The following is a 19,345-nucleotide window of genomic DNA, read 5'->3' on the forward strand; positions in this document are numbered from 1 at the left end:
TAATATTGTCAGAACTGTTTTCCGGATTGAAACAAAAACATGAATCGTAATCGAGTTATTTATTTTCTCATTATTACCGTATTGGTTGGGTGCAGTACGGCAGGCAGGCATGCTTCGCATAACGTATTCCGGTATAATGAGTCAAAGGGTATTACCTCTCTCGATCCTGCGTTTGCTCGGACAATGCCGTCCATTTGGCCCGTTTCACAAATTTTCTGTGGTTTAGTGCAGCTCGATAGTGCACTTCAGGTGAAGCCTTGCGTTGCAAAAAGATGGTCCATCTCTGCCGATGGGCTGACCTATACCTTTAGTTTGCGTAATGACGTGTTTTTTCAGAACGATACCTGCTTTGTTGAGGGAAAAGGTCGAAGGGTTACTTCCAATGATTTTGTATATAGCATTGATAGGCTTGGACTAGAAGAGGTTGCAAGTCCTGGTGCTTGGATTCTCTCAAAAATTGATACATTGAAGGATGGAGAACCTGCTATTATTGCACAATCTGATACAGTTTTAGCGATTAGGCTCAGGGAACCATTTCCTGCTTTTTTGGGCTTACTCACTTCACCCTATTGTTCTGTAGTTCCTAGGGAGGCCATAGCCCGATATGGACGTGATTTTGGCCACCACCCAGTAGGTTGTGGTCCCTTTCAGTTGAAAGTGTGGCGCGATGGGGAGAAGCTTGTGCTTGTGAAGAATCCCAACTATTTTGAGGTCGATAAAAAGGGCATTCGGTTACCATACTTGGATGCAGTTTCCATCTCCTTTATTGGCGATAAGCAGTCTGAGTTTATGGAGTTTATCCTTGGTAATCTCGATTTTATCTCTGGAGTATCGAAAGCATCAAAGGATGAGTTGCTTACTAGAACTGGCCAGTTAAATCCTAAGTATGCTAACCGTGTGCAAATGGAGACAGGCCCATTTCTTAACACAGAATATCTAGGAGTGTTAGTCGATCCTTCCAAATTGCAGCCGCAGCAGTCTGTCTTGCTCAAAAAAGAATTTCGTCGAGCAATTGCGTTTGGTATAAACAAGGCTAAAATGATAACCTACCTGAGAAATGGTCTGGGCTATCCTGCAAACAGTGGATTTATACCTCAAGGTTTGCCTCCCTATAATCCTAATTTCCATGGATTGACCTATTGTCCTGACTCCACGTTAGCCATTCTGGCTCGAATGGGTTACCCACATGGGGATGGACTCCCAGCGGTTACGCTCACTACCACTGACGATTATCTCGATTTATGTGAATTTATTCAGCATGAGCTGAGTGTGCTTGGAATAAAGATTAATGTTGAGGTGGCAACTGGGGCCTCATACCGGCAAGCTGTGATGGACTCTCGCCTTCCGTTCTTTAGAGGTTCTTGGATTGCCGATTACGCTGATGCGGAGAGCTATTTGTCTCTTTTTTACTCTAAGAATTACTCTCCCTATGGGCCTAATTACACGCATTATTCTAACTCTCTCTACGACAAGCTATACGTTGCAGCACTCAAAACGGCAGATATTAAGTTGCGGTTTCGCTTTTATTCCAAAATGGATAGTATTATTACAAATGAAGCACCAGTAATTCCTCTTTTTTACGATAAGGCAGTTCGGTTTGTGAGGCTGGGTATTAAGGGAATGGCGCCGAACCCCATGAATATTCCGGTGTTTAAATATGTTCAAATAGGAAAGAAGTGATGATTGGATTGGTTGAAAGTGGTTCCACCAAAGCGCATTGGCTCTTTTTGGACGAAAAAAAGGTAGTGCATGAGGTTTTTACTGTTGGTCTAAACCCACACAGCGTCTCGCTCGACAGAATGAACAGTGAACTTGCTCTTGTTGTAAAAGGTATCCAAAAGTTGCCGACGATATCACACCTTTTCTTCTATGGCGCTGGTTGCCATGCACGATTGGGTGCACAGATAGTAGAAAATTTGCTAATCAACTATTTTTCAACCGCAATAATTACCGTAAAGTCAGACTTGGTTGCAGCTGGAATTTCAGTTTATGGGGAAGGAGAGGGTGTAGTTGGAATTTTGGGTACCGGTTCATCGTGTTGCTACTTTCGCCAGGGTGCTGTTGAATATGTTGCACCCTCGCTTGGCTACATTTTAGGAGATGAGGGAGGCGGTGCAAATTTAGGCAGAGAGCTACTTCGAGCATACTCCTACCATTTATTACCAGCTGAATTAAGTCGTGATTTTCTTGCCGCTTTTCCATCGGATAGGATAATTGCAGATCTTTACCAATCCTCAAACTCTGCAAGATATCTAGCCCAGTTTGTACCGTTTTTAGTCAGTAATATAGACCATCCATTCGTTCAGAATCTTGTTGGGACGGCATTTGGCCAATATCTTCGTATGCAAGTGCTTCCGATTTGTGAAAAGTCGAATAATAATAAAATTGGTATTGTTGGGTCGGTAGGTGCACTGTTTTCATCGATCCTAGAACCAATGATAAGGGAGTTGGGATTAGAACTCACCAAGGTAGTTCAGTACCCAATCACCTCTCTTGTGGAATATCATGCGCACTAAAGTTTCTCAAAAAGAAATCCTGAATTCTCAGAAAGCCCCTTGGCATATATTTCGCATTGCTCGGCGGAACGAGTTTCCTCTAGAAGTTGAAGCAATACGGAAAGCATCTTAAGAAGCTTAACCTCCCACAGCTTATTTTGGTTAAAGGTTACCAACTCAAGCGCATACTGGAAGTAGTTGTTAAATTTCTCAGACTTGTTTTGGTAAAAGTAAAATGTGCCCACCGCTGTGTATGCAAGCACTTTAGAAATTATGCTATCGGGCCCTTGGATTGATTCGAGCAAGTTTTCTAGTGACATTACCGATTCTATGGGAAGCGTATTGTTTTGCCCCCACTCCGAGATGACTTGAAGAATTAAGTATTCGGGAGGAAAGCCAATGGTTGATTCATCTTTAAAGCAGTGAAAAAATCTCTCTCCTTTTTTCATTACCTCATCTGCTAAAGAATACTCTTTGGCAATCAGCAAAATAAGTGCAATATTAATCTCAAACTCCGCCTTTCCCCACTTAGCATAGTCTGGACTTATTTTGTGAGCCATTTTTTGCATGGCAGGAATTGAGTCTGTGAACTCTTTATTAATTTTTCCTTCAGTAAGAAACTGGTGAAGGATTTGTGCACCTAGCCAGTGGGCAATTGTTGCTGGCTTTAAGCCTATATAAGGTGTTAGTTTTTTTATCTCGTCGATATATAGGTCTGACTTTGGTCGATCGAGCTGGTAGATTGAAGATAGTGCAAGAAGTGAGTTTCCAAAAATACGAGCTTCATTATCAACTTTGTGTTTCAGATACTCTTTGAGCATGGAGCTGAAGGATGTGGTAAGGTAATCCATGTCTACATAGCTCTCGAATAGCAATTCTTGGGCAATCGGATTTCTGGCAAATTCTGGAATTAATTGGTTTTGCATGTACTGGTCTTTTCTAAGTGCTTGTCCAACCTGACCATGAGCAATCGTGGCTCTAAGAGTATCGTAGGTTAGGTTAAAGAATGGCATCAGAGCACCGGTGTTCCTAGATCTGTAAGCCTCGTTAAATAGTAGTGAAATCAGTTGAGATTTTGTTTCGATATTAGAGTATGTATGGTCAATTTTTTCGAATAGAGAATAATTAACGCCATCATTTTCCTCAATTAATGAGCGAAGAATTAGGGTGCACCGCAGGTTGTCGTTGGCAATGGTAACGGCTGTACTTAAGGTCTTAAATTTGCTCTCTACAATCTCTTCGTCGATAATGCCAAATGATAGTAAATCTTGATATGCATCATAGTATTTGCCTGCCGTTTTTAGATTAATGGGGAAGAGTTTCTTTATTTCATTTTTTGAGGAAAGGTTTGGGTTTCTTCCGAACTCCTGCAAGCTAAGTATCGCATTAATTATATCTAACTTTTCATCGGCTAAGGGAGAATTGTAGATTTGACTTTTAAGGAATTCGTTCATGAGATCAAGACTACCAAGGCTAGCGTTTGTTTTATCCCAGCCTCCAGTGTTGATAAAAAGTTGAAGGTAGTATGGATAGGCCAGTGTGTGACGAAGGTTTATCTCCATGTCCTCCACTAAAATTTTTTTCTCTTGTACAGCATTTATTGTATGGTTTAGAATTTTTTGAATTTCAATTCGTGAAAGTGGGGGAATATTGGTGAGATTGTGCGAAAAGTTACCATTCTCTATTCCTAGCCAGCTATTTTCTCCATACTTTTCCTTGTGAAAAATTGGTAAAAAGTGACTTTCCCAAGTTGCATTTCTAGCTGTCATGATAAGCTTGAGGCCAGTTCCTATATGCTCGTCCACAGTGGCGGCAATTTGAATAAACAGCGATTGTAGTTTGGTTTCCGGTAGTCTGATTTCATCGAGGCCATCAATTACTACGATGACCTTTTTCTTGGTTCTGTTTTTTCCAATAAGTTCTGGAATTGTGGTGGTTGAATTGCCTGTGATGTGATGCATAAGCCAGTGCTTAAAGTCGCTGGCAAGGCCAATGCTCGACTCCAGCTTAGGGCCATTCAACAGGAGGTAAATTTTGTCGTCATCATTGTTCTTTTCCAACTCCTTTTCGACCCACTTTGCAATCATGGTTGACTTTCCAAAGCCACCAGGTCCAATAAATGCAGTGGCGGTATAGCTTGACCTAAGAAATAAGTCCAGCCGATCAGCAGTGAATTGACGCTCGATGGCAAAATTAAATCCAATTCCACATCGGCGTCGGATTATCGATAGCGTGTTGTTTGTTTCATCCGTGCATCGTTTCTTGGATGTAGCCCAAAGTTTCTCGTTGAATATTTCGGAAGCTGATTTTGCGCTGTTTTGTTTTAGGAATTCGTCCCAATTTTTGTATCCGCAATAGTTGCAAAGCGACTTAATGGTCTTAGTCGATGTCTGAGAATTCGATTTTAACAGTGCCCAAAAACGACGAATGGTGCTTTGGCTCACGATTTCCCCCGTTTCCTCCATTATTTTAAAAGAAAGCGAGGTGCAATCTTTTTGTGTGGCAATTTTTTTGCCAAAAGTTTCCTCGACTTTTAATCTAAGAGTATCAAGCATATATGCTTCAATAAAATAGTGAAGAACGAAGTTAATAAAAAAATTGTGTAGACATGAGTTAAATTATAAAAAATGACCATCGTGACCGATTGACAGAACTTTGCTCGCCATTTATTTTTGTCACACATATTTGTAAAGATGGAGAACGGGTTCTATAGTTGGTATGAAGATGTTTATAATCGCTGTGCGGAGCAAGGTGTTAATTGCTTGGGTGCATCGGAGCAAAACAACTTTGGCCAACTAGCAACCTCCCTGTTTGCTGGAAAACTTTCTTCACCAATGGTGGTAATTCGAATGACCAAAGCCTATGACTTTTCATTTAATGGGGCTTGGCCACGGTCATTTAAGGCCTTTCTTTATCGGCAGCAGAATTACCATCAAATTTTGCATGATCTTTATGGTGATTATCTTAATCCATTACTAATTAAGGAGCATCGAAACCTCGTTTCCTTTCTGGATGGACAAGTAACGGGTGAACGGGCAAATGCGAATAAACTTTTAGGAAACAAGTTAGATCTACTCCTGCGAGTTATACTACCAGATGCAGAGAATGCAATGTTTCCACATTTAGTAAAGGATATAATCAGGGGCGTATTTTTGTGGCAGCGTACCTATTTGTTGATTTTAGGTTGCGACACATTAAGGAATATAACCAGTGCGGGAATGGAGGTTGAAATAGTTCATGAAAGGGCTATTCCGCTTGGTTCTGGTTCTATATTATTCAAAGTTGCTCGAATCAGCTGTATGGGAGAGAGATGGTTCGTACCCGTACTGCCCGATTTTTCGGAGTTAGACATACTCCCGGCGCAACTGTTCACTCTTCGAAAGCAAGTAAACTCAACGCTTGCCGACCTTGAAATGACCCACGCATCAAAAAGGCTGATAAAACAACTTATGAAATCCTAACCCCTAACCCATATACCTATGTTTGCAGAAGCCTCAAAAAAAAGCCGCAGCTCAGTTTGCAAGTTGCACTTTTATAACGACAAGGGAATAGTTGTTGATACTCTTAGTGGATTTAAGGTAAATAATTCGTTAGTAACTGCGGAGGAGGCTTTTTTCATCAAAAAAGCGGTGAGTGTAACCATTACTTTTTGCGGTGATACTTACCAAAGTATTCTGGCCAGCCTTGAAATTCCATACAAGGAGTTCGTAAGCAATTTTGGTATTGGCCTTCGAGGAAATGAGGAAGGATATGCAGTGTTTAATATTGACTTGCCTGAATTTGAGCATGTTCCAAGTTTAGCGTTTGACGAGAGTAGCGAGATACCGTTGGGTCATGAGTTGCTATTCCTAGGTTACCAAGAGGGATTGCCATGTCAAACCATGAAAAAGGTATTTGTTTCTTCATCCTTTAAAAATGCATTTGGTCGCATGACCCTTGTTTTGGATGGAAACTTTGGTTACGGTAATTCTGGTGGACCAATTATCGACCCACATACTGGAAAGGTTATTGGTATTGTTAATCGTAGAATTACTGCCTCAGCAAAGTACTTCGAGCGGTTGATCAATACAGTCAACGAGAATATTAAAATGTTAAAAAAGATTGAAGGTCGATTTAGTATTGATGATGTTGACCCCATTCAAGTATTGGTAGTAAACCAAAACCAACTTAAACTATTAGCAAAAAACATTTATCTACATTCAAATAGTGCACAAGCCTTCGCTATTCTTCCTGAACCGTTGATTGGCTACTTTCAACGCTCGGAGGAGGACGTTAGCGTGAAGCAAAAAATCAAAATAACAGTTCTTGAAGAGATGTAAAGGCTTTAGCCCCCAAATGGGGGCTTTTTTATTATGTTGACAAATAGTTTAAAATATGTTTTATAGCTATGCACTCTATTAATGGTTTATGTTTTGATTGCTACATTTGCAGGATAAATGAAATTATTGGAGGGTTTAGCCATGGAGATAAAACGAATTGAAGAATTTATTCGGGAGATTGAACTTTTTCGCGGTCTAACCGATGAAGAGTTTGCAATTCTTGCCCAGAAGGTGGTTGAGAAAAGCTACAAGGTGGGAGAACTCCTTTTCCATGAAAATGGACGGAGGGAGGATATCTTTGTAATTAAAGAGGGCCGCGTGGAGTTGTTCAAAACCAATGCTTATGGTGTGGAAACGCGCTTGGCATATTTTGGAAAGGGTGACTTTTTGGGTGAAGGTTCTTGGGCCAGCGATTCACCACACTCAACTTCCTCAAGGGCGCTGGAACCTACCATAGTTTATAGTATTAATCGGGATTTTTTCTCAAATAATGCTTCTACATCCCTTAAGATTTTTTCCAACATTGCCAGAGTTATCTCACGTCGGATGCGAAATGCAAATGTCCGCATGGTATCCTCTGCTGCACAATACGAGTCGGGGAGAACTCGCAGAGAACATGACCTTCTTGGTGAGAGAGATGTCCCATTTGAATATTACTACGGCGTTCAAACTTTGCGCGCTCTTGAAAATTTCAATATTAGCGGTGTTACACTAAACTTTTATCCAGCGTTGATCGAGGCACTTGCTAAGGTTAAGCAGGCAGCTGCATTAGCTAATAATGAGTTAGGACTAATGGAGGATGATGTTACCAAAGCCATTGTTCAAGCTTGCGAGGAAATTTGTGACGGGAAATATCACTACCATTTTGTAGTGGATATGATTCAGGGAGGAGCAGGAACCTCTACCAATATGAATGCAAACGAGGTTATCGCTAACCGTGCGTTGGAAATACTGGGTCACGAAAAGGGCCAATACCAGTTTTGTCATCCCAATAATCACGTAAATCTTTCCCAATCGACAAACGACGCCTATCCAACTTCTGTTAAGATTGCACTCATCAGCAGTAATAAAAAGTTGGTGGAGGTTTTGAAACTTTTGATAGAATCATTTAGAAATAAGGCAACGGAATTTGCCCACATAATAAAAATGGGACGCACCCAGTTGCAGGATGCTGTTCCTATGACCCTGGGCCAAGGATTCGAGGCTTATGCAGTTACCCTATCTGAAGAAATTGAGCGTCTAGAACAAAATGTTAAGCTCTTTCTTGAGGTTAATATGGGCGCAACGGCAATAGGAACTGGCATAAATTCAGATCCCGACTACGCAGATATGGTAATTGCTCATCTCAGAACGGTTACTGGATTGCCAATTGTCAACTCACCAAACCTTGTGGAGGCGACTCAAGATACTGGGGCTTTTATAATGTATTCGGCTGCAGTTAAGAGATTGGCTGTGAAGTTGAGTAAAATTTGCAACGACCTTCGACTACTTTCGTCCGGACCAAGAACAGGTATAAATGAAATAAATTTGCCTCCCATGCAGCCTGGCTCTTCTATCATGCCTGGCAAAGTAAATCCTGTGATTCCAGAAGTAGTAAACCAAATTGCCTTTAAGGTAATTGGTAACGACCTAACGGTTACTCTTGCAGCAGAAGCTGGTCAGCTGGAACTCAATGTTATGGAGCCGGTGATAGTGCAAAGCATTTTTGAAAGCATCGAAATGCTTAAGAATGGGATGATGACCCTTAAGTATCGCTGCATTGATGGTATTACTGCTAACGAAGAGCGCTGCCGTGAGTTAGTTTACCACAGCATTGGACTGGTTACGGCACTTAACCCTTATCTGGGGTATGAAATTAGTACTATGTTGGCCAAAGAGGCACTTGCTTCTAACCGAAGCGTGTATGAGTTAGTTTTGGAAAAAAATCTGATGTCGAAGGAAGAGTTGGATAATGTTCTTGCTCCTGAAAATATGATTAAACCGCGCAAGATGACTCCAAAGAAATAAAGATAACCTAATAAACAAAAAATGGAGTGGCTTTTGCTACTCCATTTTTTTTAGTCCTCGTCGAGCGATTCTACAATTTTCTTTACCTCATCCTCGGTATGGCGCAGCTTTTCTTTGCATAACTTGATTAAAAAAGCCACGCGGTCAACGTAGGCAGACAGCTCATCCACGTCGAGCTCGTCACTTTCCATTTTTGCCATAATCACTTCAATCTCGGCAACGGCCTCCTTATAGGTAATGTTCTTTTTGGTCATAATGCCCTATTTATTTATTGGTAAAGTAAAGAAAAAAGTTGTTCCCTCACCTTGAGTGCTTGATACCCAAATTTCTCCACCTTGTTTTTCGATAAACTCCTTGCAAATAATTAGCCCAAGTCCGGTGCCCTCCTCTTCGTTGGTGCCCCTTGTAGTATAGTGAACATCTATCCTAAATAGTTTCTGTCTATCCTCTTCGCTCATTCCGATGCCTGAATCGGCTATGCTTACCTCAACCTGATCTGCTTTTTTTACTGTGGAAATGGCAACACGTCCGTTGGGTGGGGTAAATTTAATAGCGTTAGATATGAGGTTTCGGAGAACGGTATTTACCATTTCCCAATCGGCAAAAACTTGGTAACTTTCAATGGTTTCAACTTCAAGTGAAATACTCTTTGAAGCCGCATTCAGTTCCTGAAGGTTTATGTTTTGCGAGATGGCCTCGTTTATTGGGAAAGTGGTGGGGGTGAAAGGGATTTTTCCAGTTTGCGTTCTTGCCCACTGGAGAAGATTCTCCAACAGCTTATATAGCCTTTGTGAGGCGTCGTTGATTGTTTGGCCATAGGATACAACCTCCTGAGTTGACAAGCTTGCCGCATTTTCTTTAAGAAGTTCACTAAATCCCATAAGAGCATTAAACGGGTTCTTGAGGTCATGTGCAATTATGGAGAAGAACTTGTCTTTTGTTTGGTTCAGAGTGATGAGTTCTGACTCCGATTTTGCCAACTTTTCATTGGTGGAGTTCACCAAATCGAAGCGCTCTTGAAGCAGAACTGTCTTTTGCTTTTTTAGGCGATTAGCTCTCAGCAATACAAACCCAAACGCAATGAGAACAAGCGATATGCTCACTAAGAATATTCTAAGATACCTTTGTTGACGAAGTTCAGATTCTTGTAATAGAGCCTCTTTGCGCAAAATTTCAATTTCGTTCTCGATTTTCTGAATGTCCGATTTTTTTCGGTCAAGCTCCATGGTGAGCCTTGCATCCATTAACTCTTCAGAAGTCTTTGTTTTGGCAATACTATCCTGATATTGGGAAAAGGCAATGTAGTTGCTGAGAGCCTGCTTAAGGTCGTTATTCTTTAGGGAAAGGTTATACAGTGCAAAATAGGTGTTTTTTAGGTGTTCGAAATTTCGGGTAGCAATACCCAACACTAAGCTTGCCTTAAGTGCAGAATCAGCTTTACTGGTTAGATTTTGTGCAAGGTATATTTCACCAATCTTACGGTAGCACAACCCTTCTGCAAGTTTATTCCCCGTGACTTGGTTTATTTTTGATGCAATGTAGAAATTGGTCAACGCTTCATTACGCTTATTTTGAGCTAGATAAAAGTTGCCAAGGTTGTTTCTGACAATGGCAAGCCCCTTGTCATCACGGTTACTTTGATAAAGAATCAATGCTTTTGAAAAGTTGCTTTCGGCCTCACGATTGTTGCCTAGCATTTGGTAGGCCGTCGCAATGCTGTTGAGCGACCGAGCCTTCAATGTATTATCTTTTGCTTTTTCGCGGTAAGAGAGGGCCTTCTTATAGCTGTCTAAGGCTTCTTTATATCTTTTTACATCGAAGTATGCATTGCCTAGATGGGTGTATGCATCTCCAATTTCGATGGAGGATCCAGACTGCAATCGTTCTTCTAATGCCTGGGAAAAGTAGTTAAGGGCTTTTCCATTAAGACCAAGGTTACGGTATAATAATCCAATACTTGTTAGGCTACTGGCAATCTCTGCCTTGTTTTTCATTTGCTGCCTTAGCTCCAGTGCTGAGAGATAGCTTTCAAGTGCGTCGGCGTATTCAGTTCTTTGCAAAAAGATGTTTCCACGTAGGGTGTATGTTTTAGCTAACCCAAGAGTGTCAAAGTTCTTCTCTCTAATGGAGAGTGCTGAATCAAGAAGTATTTGAGCTTTATTGCCTTGCTGTTTCTCCTTGAAGCAGAGAGCTAGATTTTCAAATAGCACTGCCTTTATGTCCGGCTGACCAGCCTCAGTTGGAATGGTTGTTAATCCCATTCTATAGGCGGTAATGGCAGAGTCTTGTTGTCCAAACCTAAAATATATGCTCCCCTTTAGGTTAAGTGTAGTGGGTAACCATTGTGGTGCATGTTGTCTTGCCTCAGCAATAGCTTGTTCTATTGAGGTTATGGCATTGTTGAGTTGACCTAAATCTCTACTGCACAAGGCTTGATTAGCCAATCCACGAATGATGATATTGTGGTTGTTTTGGGTATTACCTATTGTAGTGGCTTGAGAAAAGGCAACCATTGCCTTGGTGAAGTTGGCCTCGCTCCAGTACTCGCCTCCAATTTGTAAAAGCACGTCGGCCTTCAGCGTGTCGTTTCCTGAAGACTTTGCTACCGAAAGAGCATCACCCAACTTGCTCATTGCTTTTTCACTTTCCCCTTGTTTTTGGAGGAAAACCCCATATTGCATCAGCGCAATTACCTGATAGGCTTTGTGTCCAATTTTTTTTGATTGTTTTATTGCTGTAGTATAGTCGTCAGTGGCCTCCTTGTTGTGTTCCAATTTGGCTTCCGATATCGCCCTCACAAGATGGAGCAATGTAGATGATTGGTCCGAATGAGTTGAGCTGGTTAACTTGAGGGTTGTGGTTTCAATTAGGGTGGCAGCCTTTTTTTGCGAAAAAGTTGAGTTTACATCTGTTATTCTGCCAAAAAGTGTTAGCAATGAATCACTTGTGCTTTTTTGCGCGCTAGCATTAAGTGATAGGCAAAGCATTAAGATTGCAAGACTTGAGATGAACGAGGATGGTAATCTTTTTTTCATTTGGTTTGGCGTCGAATATTGCTGTCAGTTTTTCTAAATGATCATTTACCTTCCTAGATGCTGGCTCCAATCTATGTCCAATCGCGAAATTGAATTCAAATACCTCATGATTCCATCGGCCTCAATCATAATGTTTTCCAGATAGGAGTTTTTGAAAGGTATTTCAATAGTTATTGCAAACATTGTGTAGGCAATGTAAGGTGTTCAATACGATCAGAATAAAATGATTTAAGATCATTAATCGTTGAAATATTGTCAATTTCTTAATATATGCAGGAGCCTTGAAAACAATAGATGCAGGGCTATGATATCTCTTTTTCTAATTTGGCTGGAAGCGTAAAAAAGAAGGTGGTTCCTTTTCCAACTTGACTCTCCACCCAAATTGTTCCCAAATTTTTGTTGATAAATTCTTTGCAAATGATAAGGCCAAGTCCGGTGCCTTTTTCGTTCCAGGTGCCATGCGTGCTGTTTGAAGATTCTAGGGAAAATAATTCAGGAATCTTATCCTTTTCGATACCGATGCCGTTGTCGGTAACAGCAACTTCAACTTGATTGTTGAGAACCTTAGTGGCAATCCATATTTTTCCTCCAGGTTGGGTGAATTTAATAGCATTACTCAACAGGTTTCTAAGAACTGTACCAACTAACGTTTTATCTGCATAAGCGTAGGTAGAATCTTGTGACAGCAACTGGGCTGATATTTTCTTTCTCTGGAGAAGGTTAGCCTGAATATCAATCTCTTCACGAATTAGATGGTCGATGAGGAAGTATTCAGGGGCGAATGGAATTTTGCCAGTTTGCGTGCGTGACCATTCCAGTAAGTTTTCTATCAACAGGAAGAGTTTCTCTGCTGAATCATAAAGTGCCTTGCTGTATTCTTTAACGTCAGCCAACTTTTCCTCTTCAGCACTGGTGGCAAGAATATCGCTAAAGCCCAAAAGGGCGTTGAATGGATTCTTTAAGTCGTGAGCAATTATGGAAAAGAATTTATCTTTAGTTGCATTTAGTTGTTTGAGGTTTGCTTCAGATTCCTGCAGACGTTGATTAGCTCTTTCCATTTCACCGTTGGCAGCGGAGAGTAGTTTGTTGTTCTTCTTTTTCATCCGAAGATTGCTGAAAAGGGCTATTCCTAACAAAAGGGCAAGAAGGAGAGATATTATTAACGCATGTTGGAAAATTGCCTGCCTGTCGAGGTCCAGATTTTTTATCTGGTTGTCTTTTTTCAGAATGTTTATTTCATTTTCTTTTGCCTCCAAGTCAAATTTGGCTTGAACCTCTAACAACTTTTCGTTAGACTTTCGGCTGTAGAGGCTATCTTTAAGAATAATTTCCTTGGATTGGTATTCAAAAGCCTGCTTGTAATTTCCCATTTTCGCCTTAAGCTTCGAAAGAATCTGATAGCTTTCTTCCTGTATGTCAGTGGCCTTGATTGCAATGGCACTGTTCAGGGCTTCAAATACGTATTTGTGGCTTAGGTTGAACTGTTTTTTTGCGAAAAATACATTGGCTAAATTGTTTTTGGTATTGGCGATGCTGTATGCATCGTTAATTTCTTGCGAAAGTTTCAACGACGCAAAATAATGAGTTTCTGCTTTATCAAGCTGGTCGATTCGGGCATAAAGATAGCCAAGGTTGTTCAATGAAGTTGCCTGACCGTTTATGTCTTTCATCTCTTTAGCAATTTCGAGCGACCGTGTGTAGTATTCTAATGCCTTAGAATTGTTGTGCTTGTCGTTGTATATTATACCAATGTTGTTCAGGGCAATAGAGACTCCATACTTATTGCCCATCTTTTGAAATGCTTCAAGTGCTCGCTGGTAATGTTCAAGAGCTAGGTCTAGGTTCTGCATCTGTTCGTGAATGTTACCTATACTGTTATGAATGTTACCCGAATATTGACTGAGGTTGTTGGCGTAGAGTATGTTTAAGGCAGATATGTAATATTCAAGTGCCTTGTTGGGTGTTCCCAAATCCGAATAAACTGTGCCGATGCTGCTAATATAATTTGCCTCTGAGCGATAGTTGCTAAGTTCTCCCTCAATTGATGCTGCCTTTCGATAATAATCAATAGCCTTGATATACTCCTTTTTGTCTAGAAAGAGCAGGGCCAAATTGTTGTAAATCGAAGCAACTTTGCCTTTCTGTCCTTTCGCACTTCGTATTGCAAGCGATTTTTGGTAGTAGCTGATGGCGCCGTTGGAGTCACCTGTAATTGACAGGATGTTAGCCATTGCGTTTTGAGCGTCACTTAAGAGTAGCTGATCGTCATTGTTTTGAGCGACGGTTGCAGATTCTTGTGCGTAGTATAGACTTGAATCGACATTGATATACCAGTAATACTTCGAAAGATTGATGAGTGCTTGAACTTTTATGCTTGGCGTTGTTGCATTGTTAAGTTGCAGCAAAAGACTGTCAGGAGGCTGGGCCTTTCCCGTCCCCGCAAAAGCAGCCACTACTATGGCAATAATGCAAATGTTTTTTATGACAGCCATGGAAAACCCAAATCTTGAACTGTTAAAAGTAAAAAAAATGCTGGATAATAGGAAAAATAAGCGGCGTTGTATTAATTGCTAAACCTATTTGTTGTTGGATTTCATTACTTTACTTGTAATGATTCCGTCGATAAAGGTTGTCTCCAGAATTTCGTCTGATTCAACTATGGCTACCGATTTTACCGCTTTCCCCTTGATTCGAGTTATGGAGAAGCCTTTCCGGAGGAGATTGTTCGGGTGCATGTTTGTGATGATAAGTGATCGGGTATGCAGTAGCTTATGCTCAGTAAGTATTGTTTGACCTAATTGATGAGTAAGTTCGTTTTTAATCCTGCATAACGACTTGTTTTTCTCCTCAAAAATGGTCACAGGAGCCCTTTTAGCAAACAGTTGGAACGCATTTACCCGCAGCGCTTCTTTGCGGAGTTTTTGATCAACGCTACTCTTAATTTCCATGGCAATGCGTTCAACCTTTCGCTGTTTTAGAACGATGAGATTCTGAATTTTCCTAAAATTTTGGACGTGCTGCCTAAGGTTATCGTTCGCGATTTCAAAAAAGGACTCAAGGTAGTCAGCAACCCAATTTCCAAACTGAGAGAATTTTTGGTCAGCTTCTACCATGGTGGATAGAATAAGCTCGGCTGCTGCTGTTGGTGTCTTAACAGATGTATGGGAAACCATGTCAGCAATGGAGATATCCTTGGTGTGTCCAATTCCGGTGATAACCGGCAAAGGCATTTGTGCAAGGTGTAGCGAAAGCCAGTAAGAGTCGAAGCAGGAGAGGTCGGCTTGCGCACCACCGCCTCTTATGAGAACAATAGCATCAAATTTATCTCTTTCCTCAAAAATATTTTCTAGTGCTTTCAGAATAGATGGTTCTGCATCTTTACCCTGCATAATGGCGCCGAAGAGCGAAGTTTTGATGTAAAAGCCATGTGCATTGGACAGTAACTGGTGCATAAAGTCTTGGTATCCGGCCGATTTCTCTGATGCAATAACAGCTAATCGTTGAGGTATTTCAGGGAAAGGCAGCTGCTTGTTCATGTCAAAAACCCCGTCATCGATAAGTTGCTGAATGGTTTGTTGCCGCTGCAACTCTAACTCCCCTATGGTGTAAGTTGGGTCTATGTCCATTACTTTAAGCGAAAGGCCATAAATTTCATGAAACTCAACGGTTGCCCGAATTAGAATTTTCATTCCCTCTGCCAGTGGCCGTCCGGTTGTCATTTCGAAATAGGGACGAAGCATTCGAAAAGTGGCTGCCCAAATGGTGGCTGAGGCCTTCGCTTTGATTGATGCGCTTCGGTCATCTTTCTGGATAAGTTCAAGGTAACAATGTCCTGATGCGCTAATTTTTATTTCGCTTATTTCAGCGATTACCCAAGCAGATTCCGGAAATCGTTCCTCCATTGCTTGCCGAATTTGCTGATTCAGCTCATAGAGTGATATGTGCTTGGGTTGGCTCATCTATTATTAATGTTTCACAAGTTTCTTTGTCCACCTACAATCCCCACACTCAACGTCCACGATGTATATACTAGTTGGTAAATCTTTGCTAACGGTTAGGATGGTTGGGATTCCTTGAGAAACGGAAATTGTTTGCGATAGAATTTCTTTTCCTTCAAGGGTATATAGGTTAACAATTGCAGTTGGACTTGTTGGATGGCTCAGGGTGATGTAAATTTCATCAAAAAATGGGTTGGGATGAATCTCAAGGTTTTGGCATTTATCCCCATCTTGGCTATTAAGCAGTAGTTTAAAGGCTACATCCATATTGGGAATGCCAAATCCAATGATATTGTTGGGTGCATTGTATTGGCTGCCGCTTCCTATGATTGCACTTCTTAACTCTTGGGCAGATGCAGAGGGAAATGCTTGCCACAAACAAGCTGATATTCCAGCAATTACAGGTGTGGCAAACGAGGTTCCACTTCCAACTCGGATGGTTCCATCGCCATCTACAACGGGAATGTTTGCTCCAAGAGCAGCAACTTCGGGCTTTACTCTTCCATCAGCAGATGGTCCATAGGAGGAGAAGCTCGCAGGTGATAAGCTGCTATTTACTGCTCCAACGGCCAGTATGCCATAGCTGTCGGCAGGAGCATCAAGGTGCTTCCATTCAAGGTTGCCTTCGTTACCTGCCGCATCTATAACGAGAATTCCCTTTGAAGCAGCCATGGAGCATGCCCGCGAAATAGGTGTTGTATTCCCATTTAAATCGCTGTAGGTATGATTTTGAGAAGCAACATCAAAGGTGGTATAGCCCAGCGAGCTAGTGATGACATCGGCACCTGCGCTATCGGCAAATTCAGCCGCCGCGGCCCACGTATACTCTTCAATAATTTGTTCACTCTGAACATTTTCGCTACGAAGCAATAGATAGCTGGCGAGGGGAGCCGTCCCAACAAAGGTGTTAGGATCGTTCGATGCCATTAATGAAAGCACATTTGTACCATGTTCACTTTCCTCAAATATATCTCCCCCAGAAGTCACGAAATCTTTGCTCGCCACAATTCTACCCCCAGTAAAGGATGGTTGTATTTCGACTGCTTGGTTAGCATGGAAAAATCCGGCATCTATTACAGCTATTATCATTCCATTGCCTTTAAAGCCGAGGCTGTGAAGGGAAATGCCATTTACCATATTGATGGCTTCAAAACCATATCCGTATTCGCTGGTTGACGCTTGCTCCGTGAATTGCTGGGATACTTTCGGCAAATAGCCAAAATCACTGGAGGAAGAGGCAACAGTGGAATCAAAAATGAGCCTTACTTGGGAAACCATGGAAAGTTGTTCTATTTTTTCTAATTGAATTGGCGATGCCTCTACCACTATACCGTTGAGCCATTTAAGTTGCTGCCTTATGGTTGATCCTGTTAGCTCAATGCTATCCAAATACTGTTTGCTTACTGGCAGGTCTTCTGTCGTAACGGCGATGTTCTGCTTTATCCTCCTTGCAATTGCCCGGTTGCTTAAAAATTCTTCCGGATGATTAACCGAGTAGTTGGTGCCAAACTTATCTGTAAAGCCAACCCAGTATAGGTTTTGGCTGAAAGCTCCACCTGCTAGTCCAAGACTGATGGCAATCAGAAGAATAAATGTGTAGATTTTCATTAATATCCCATTTGCTCCAATGTATTTTCTGGTGTAGGTTCTTCGAACCTACCGGCATTCTTTTCGAGGTCGAGAAGTTGCTTGGTTTGCTCAAGATCAAGGGAGTCCTTGTTTGTTGCAACACCGTTGAGGAATGTAACAACTTTTGTCACATTCCCATCTTGATTGTAAAAAGTCCAAGCGCCATCCTTGAGCCCATCTTTATATAAGCCAGTGGAGATTGGTTTTCCATTTGTGCCAAACATTTTCATTAATCCATTTAACTTGCCATCTTGGAATGTGCCAATGTATTTTTGCTTCCCATTTGGATAATAAACCGTCCAACTGCCGGTTGGAACACCATTAACAAATTCTTTTTCTTCCATCAGTGTTCCTGTTTTGTAGTATTTGGAAGTTTTACCGTTGGTTTTACCATTAGTGTAGTTTTCAACCATTACAAGAACAGAATCCTCGGAATAGTATTTCCAAATGCCATCTTTCTTTTCGCCAATGAATGCCCCTTGTGCTGCTATTTTTCCGTTTTTGTGAAAGTAGGAAGCGTGTGATGATCTTCCTTCCTTATCAAAAACAACCATCACTTTAGTCTCACCCGAATCATAAAACCTCGTAAGTGTGTCTATCGGGGTGTTGTTTTTGAATTTGGCAACGTATGCCTTGTTTCCGTTTTTATAGTATTTAATCCAGACCCCTTGTTTTCGACCCTGCGAATCCCACTTGTTGGTATTGGGATTTTCTACTTGTGCAAAAGTTAATGAATGGCATATTACTGTGGATACCAGCAGGAAGAGAAGTTTTTTCATGGTGTAAAATTCTGTTGTAGTTTTTACGAATTTAATAAAGGTATTACAAATAGCAAAAGGGTTCCTTTTTTGGGGAACCCTTTCGTCTGTTATTTATGGCAGAATTACTTTACTTCTTCAAAGTCAACGTCAGTCACCTCTTCGTTTCCTGCTTTTTGACCACCACCAGTGCTTTCACCAGCGTTTGCATCAGGTCCAGGTCCTTGTGATGATTGTTGGCTTGCCTTATAAAGATCTTCGCTAGCAGCTTGCCAAAGGGTATTCAACTCCTCTGAAGCCTTATCGAGCCTTTCAATGTTCTGGCTTTTGTGGGCCTCTTTAAGCTCGTTGAGTGCAGCCTCAATGGGTGCCTTCTTGTCAGCTGGCAGCTTGTCGCCAAATTCTTTCAGCTGCTTATCTGTTTGGAAAATTAAACTGTCGGCAGCGTTAAACTTGTCAACCGTTTCGCGAGCCTTCTTGTCGGACTCCTCGTTGGCTTTTGCTTCCTCTCTCATTTTCTTGATTTCGTCGTCGGTCAATCCAGAGGAGGCTTCAATTCTAATCTTCTGCTCCTTGCCAGTTCCCTTGTCCTTTGCAGTAACGTGGAGAATACCGTTTGCATCAATGTCGAAAATAACTTCAACTTGGGGAATACCACGCTGGGCAGGTGGGATACCGTCGAGATGGAACCTTCCAATAGTTTTGTTGTCCTTGGCCATTGGTCTTTCTCCCTGCAGCACGTGAATTTCCACTGTAGGCTGGTTGTCGGCCGCCGTGGTAAAGGTTTCCGATTTGCGAGTAGGTATGGTCGTGTTCGACTCTATCAACTTGGTGAAGACTCCTCCAAGGGTTTCAATACCAAGAGATAACGGTGTAACATCGAGTAGGAGAACATCCTTTACCTCACCGGTAAGAACGCCGCCCTGGATGGCAGCACCAACGGCAACCACCTCGTCAGGGTTTACACCCTTAGACGGAGCTTTGCCAAAGAATTGCTCTACAATCTGCTGAATAGCAGGAATTCGCGTTGATCCACCAACAAGAATAACTTCGCTGATTTCAGAAGTTGATAGCCCGGCATCGGAAAGAGCTTTCTTACATGGC

Annotated in this window: 13 protein-coding genes; 5 read left to right on the forward strand and 8 right to left on the reverse strand. The window is 41.6% G+C overall.

Features of this window, described 5'->3' with window-relative positions; all coding sequences use genetic code 11:
* Positions 1-39 precede the first annotated feature (39 nt).
* Together VMW01_09735 and VMW01_09740 are read left to right on the forward strand one after the other, a co-directional pair.
* Positions 40-1,680 carry an ABC transporter substrate-binding protein gene (locus tag VMW01_09735; GenBank protein ID HUW06532.1) on the forward strand — a complete coding sequence of 547 codons (1,641 nt, stop codon included), beginning with the start codon at positions 40-42 and terminating at the stop codon, positions 1,678-1,680.
* Positions 1,680-2,516 (forward strand): hypothetical protein, encoded by an 837-nt coding sequence (locus VMW01_09740; GenBank protein ID HUW06533.1) that lies wholly within the window; start codon positions 1,680-1,682, stop codon positions 2,514-2,516. Before VMW01_09735 ends, VMW01_09740 begins: the two co-directional genes overlap by 1 nt.
* Here the strand turns inward: VMW01_09740 and VMW01_09745 are convergent.
* A complete protein-coding gene (locus tag VMW01_09745; protein ID HUW06534.1) occupies positions 2,513-4,960 on the reverse strand; it encodes a hypothetical protein in 2,448 nt (815 codons plus the stop codon). The genes VMW01_09740 and VMW01_09745 overlap by 4 nt on opposite strands.
* A 228-nt stretch (positions 4,961-5,188) precedes the next feature.
* Between VMW01_09745 and VMW01_09750 the strand changes: the two genes are divergently transcribed.
* The 3 genes from VMW01_09750 (at position 5,189) to aspA (ending at position 8,821) form a co-directional block, all read left to right on the forward strand.
* Positions 5,189-5,956 (forward strand): hypothetical protein, encoded by a 768-nt coding sequence (locus VMW01_09750; protein HUW06535.1) that lies wholly within the window; start codon positions 5,189-5,191, stop codon positions 5,954-5,956.
* 18 nt (positions 5,957-5,974) lie between these two features.
* Entirely contained in the window at positions 5,975-6,814 is an 840-nt protein-coding gene (locus tag VMW01_09755; protein HUW06536.1) for a serine protease, read from the forward strand.
* Between the two features lie 117 nt (positions 6,815-6,931).
* Positions 6,932-8,821, forward strand: coding sequence for an aspartate ammonia-lyase (gene aspA / locus VMW01_09760; GenBank protein HUW06537.1), 1,890 nt, complete (start codon positions 6,932-6,934; stop codon positions 8,819-8,821).
* A gap of 50 nt (positions 8,822-8,871) precedes the next feature.
* Here aspA and xseB read toward each other — a convergent pair whose 3' ends face one another.
* From xseB to VMW01_09795, 7 genes are all read right to left on the reverse strand, one after another.
* Positions 8,872-9,075, reverse strand: coding sequence for an exodeoxyribonuclease VII small subunit (gene xseB, locus VMW01_09765; protein HUW06538.1), 204 nt, complete (start codon positions 9,073-9,075; stop codon positions 8,872-8,874).
* 6 nt (positions 9,076-9,081) lie between these two features.
* A complete protein-coding gene (locus VMW01_09770; GenBank protein HUW06539.1) occupies positions 9,082-11,856 on the reverse strand; it encodes a tetratricopeptide repeat protein in 2,775 nt (924 codons plus the stop codon).
* Between the two features lie 302 nt (positions 11,857-12,158).
* Complete coding sequence (locus VMW01_09775) at positions 12,159-14,348, reverse strand: tetratricopeptide repeat-containing sensor histidine kinase (protein HUW06540.1); 2,190 nt, start codon at positions 14,346-14,348, stop codon at positions 12,159-12,161.
* Positions 14,349-14,432: 84 nt separating this feature from the next.
* Entirely contained in the window at positions 14,433-15,815 is a 1,383-nt protein-coding gene (gene xseA / locus VMW01_09780) for an exodeoxyribonuclease VII large subunit (GenBank protein HUW06541.1), read from the reverse strand.
* Positions 15,816-15,821: 6 nt separating this feature from the next.
* On the reverse strand, positions 15,822-17,462 hold the full coding sequence (locus VMW01_09785) for a S8 family peptidase (protein ID HUW06542.1): 1,641 nt from the start codon (positions 17,460-17,462) through the stop codon (positions 15,822-15,824).
* Positions 17,462-18,262 (reverse strand): toxin-antitoxin system YwqK family antitoxin, encoded by an 801-nt coding sequence (locus VMW01_09790; protein ID HUW06543.1) that lies wholly within the window; start codon positions 18,260-18,262, stop codon positions 17,462-17,464. The genes VMW01_09785 and VMW01_09790 overlap by 1 nt, the downstream gene beginning before the upstream one ends.
* A 104-nt stretch (positions 18,263-18,366) precedes the next feature.
* On the reverse strand, positions 18,367-19,345 hold a 979-nt coding region (locus VMW01_09795), incomplete at its 5' end, for an Hsp70 family protein (GenBank protein HUW06544.1).

The sequence above is a fragment of the Williamwhitmania sp. genome, assembly GCA_035529935.1.
GTDB lineage: Bacteria > Bacteroidota > Bacteroidia > Bacteroidales > Williamwhitmaniaceae > Williamwhitmania.

Bases quoted from the DNA above. Each gene is read 5' to 3' on its own strand.
- VMW01_09735 (HUW06532.1), top strand. From the start codon at position 40: ATGAATCGTAATCGAGTTATTTATTTTCTCATTATTACCGTATTGGTT.
- VMW01_09740 (HUW06533.1), top strand. From the start codon at position 1,680: ATGATTGGATTGGTTGAAAGTGGTTCCACCAAAGCGCATTGGCTCTTT.
- VMW01_09745 (HUW06534.1), bottom strand. From the start codon at position 4,960: ATGGAGGAAACGGGGGAAATCGTGAGCCAAAGCACCATTCGTCGTTTT.
- VMW01_09750 (HUW06535.1), top strand. From the start codon at position 5,189: ATGGAGAACGGGTTCTATAGTTGGTATGAAGATGTTTATAATCGCTGT.
- VMW01_09755 (HUW06536.1), top strand. From the start codon at position 5,975: ATGTTTGCAGAAGCCTCAAAAAAAAGCCGCAGCTCAGTTTGCAAGTTG.
- aspA (HUW06537.1), top strand. From the start codon at position 6,932: ATGAAATTATTGGAGGGTTTAGCCATGGAGATAAAACGAATTGAAGAA.
- xseB (HUW06538.1), bottom strand. From the start codon at position 9,075: ATGACCAAAAAGAACATTACCTATAAGGAGGCCGTTGCCGAGATTGAA.
- VMW01_09770 (HUW06539.1), bottom strand. From the start codon at position 11,856: ATGAAAAAAAGATTACCATCCTCGTTCATCTCAAGTCTTGCAATCTTA.
- VMW01_09775 (HUW06540.1), bottom strand. From the start codon at position 14,348: ATGGCTGTCATAAAAAACATTTGCATTATTGCCATAGTAGTGGCTGCT.
- xseA (HUW06541.1), bottom strand. From the start codon at position 15,815: ATGAGCCAACCCAAGCACATATCACTCTATGAGCTGAATCAGCAAATT.
- VMW01_09785 (HUW06542.1), bottom strand. From the start codon at position 17,462: ATGAAAATCTACACATTTATTCTTCTGATTGCCATCAGTCTTGGACTA.
- VMW01_09790 (HUW06543.1), bottom strand. From the start codon at position 18,262: ATGAAAAAACTTCTCTTCCTGCTGGTATCCACAGTAATATGCCATTCA.